Source organism: uncultured Campylobacter sp., assembly GCF_938045405.1.
Classification (GTDB): Bacteria; Campylobacterota; Campylobacteria; order Campylobacterales; family Campylobacteraceae; genus Campylobacter_B.
Genome location: NZ_CALIMW010000102.1, coordinates 1 through 1,572, shown reverse-complemented (window position 1 = coordinate 1,572; position 1,572 = coordinate 1). Strand labels below are relative to the sequence as shown.

The window sequence follows — 1,572 nt, the reverse complement described above, 5'->3', positions numbered from 1 at the left end:
TTGTGTGATATTTGAAAATACAAATACTATTTCAAAAGATTATGAAAATTTAAAAAATTTATTAAGACCTAGCCATGCAGATTATCCAGCAAGAATAAAATTTAGAGGTTTTAATGATATTAGAGGTGGAGGACATTTTTCTGGAAGAATAACTTTACCTTTGACTTTTGCAGGTGCTATTGCAATAGATATTTTAGAAGAAAAAGGAGTTAAAATATTTTCCCATATAAAAAGAATTTTAGATATAAAAGATAAAAGTTTTTTAGATTTTAAAGAATTAGATTTGGATAAATTTAAAAATGAAAGATCAAATTTAATAGCTCAAAAACGTGCTCCATCGTATCTCCAAACTCCAAAGCCATTTTTTATAAATACATTAAACTACAATAGTGTTTTATATCGCATAGCTTACAGGTTCAACGATCATGCCTTTTTATCAAAAGTGTATTATCTGAAGCTGGATGGAGATTTTTTTACCTCCAAAGATCAAAGCGGACTATTATTTTATTACGAAGATCTATATGGATTAGATAAATCAAATGCCGAAAATATCGCAGCGCTAAATAGAAATTTAAATGAAGTGCAGGGGCTTTTAGATAGATTCGGCATAAAACTATATTTTATGCCGATGGTAGATAAATACGATCTGTATTACGACCATATTTTGGATAAGAAATATGGGAAGAGCCGCTTTTTTGAACTGCTTCGAGGAGAGAATAAGCGATATGTATTTGTAGACACTAAAGAAATTTTAAACAGGCTAATAAAAAGCGGCGTAAAGGACGTATATTTTTCCGACGATACGCACATGAGCACCATGGCGCTGAAAGAGATCATAGACAATATGGGATTTCGCGTCGCTGAATTTTAAAATTTTATGACCTGTGTATGCGATTCAAGCTATATTTTTAATGATCTATTTTGCTGGCGGCGTCCATAAATTTTTATTCCAAAGCTCCGCGCCCGAAATTCCTTTAATTCTAATCCAAGCGATAAGTTCTAAAATTTCAGATAAAAGGATTACCGCAAGTACCATGTACGCTGTAGTTGCACTACTCATTTCTGGCAGTTTAATAAACGAATTGATGATTTCTACAAGCACTAAACATATAAAATATAACCACGCGTAAGCATAAAAAATTTTACTCTTAGTGGCTTCTCCTAAGTAGCAATATACTATTGCCGGTGCTATGGTGCCGATAATCTTAAACGCTGTAATCGTTACATACCAAATGGTAACAAATTGCGTATCTTTAATCTCCATAGAGTGATTAAGTCCTATAGCCATAGCCGCTAAAATGCAATAGAATGCCTCCACGAAAGAACCGCCTTGCTCGTGTAAGGTATAATCTAGAGTCTCCAAGCTCACAATATTATTATTCATAGAGTATGGTAAAGGCGAAATAAATACGATAGTCCAAAGCACTCGGGCGATAAAGTTAATTAAATACGCCCTAAAGACCTTACTATCGGAGATATCAGAGATCATTTTGGTCGCAGAGAGCTTGAAAATCATCGAAGTAAAAATCACGGCGACGATTGCGGCTGCGGCGGCGAAAAATCCTCTCATCG

The 1,572-nt window shown here is 34.1% G+C and carries 2 protein-coding genes; one reads left to right on the top strand and one right to left on the bottom strand.

The annotated features are described in order from the left end of the window. Positions 1 to 871 (top strand): chorismate synthase (locus Q0140_RS03685; RefSeq protein WP_297962017.1); only part of this gene is annotated, 871 nt, incomplete at its 5' end. A 45-nt stretch (positions 872 to 916) separates the two neighbouring features. Here Q0140_RS03685 and Q0140_RS03680 read toward each other — a convergent pair. Continuing rightward, positions 917 to 1,572 (bottom strand): hypothetical protein (locus Q0140_RS03680; RefSeq protein ID WP_297962015.1); only part of this gene is annotated, 656 nt, incomplete at its 5' end.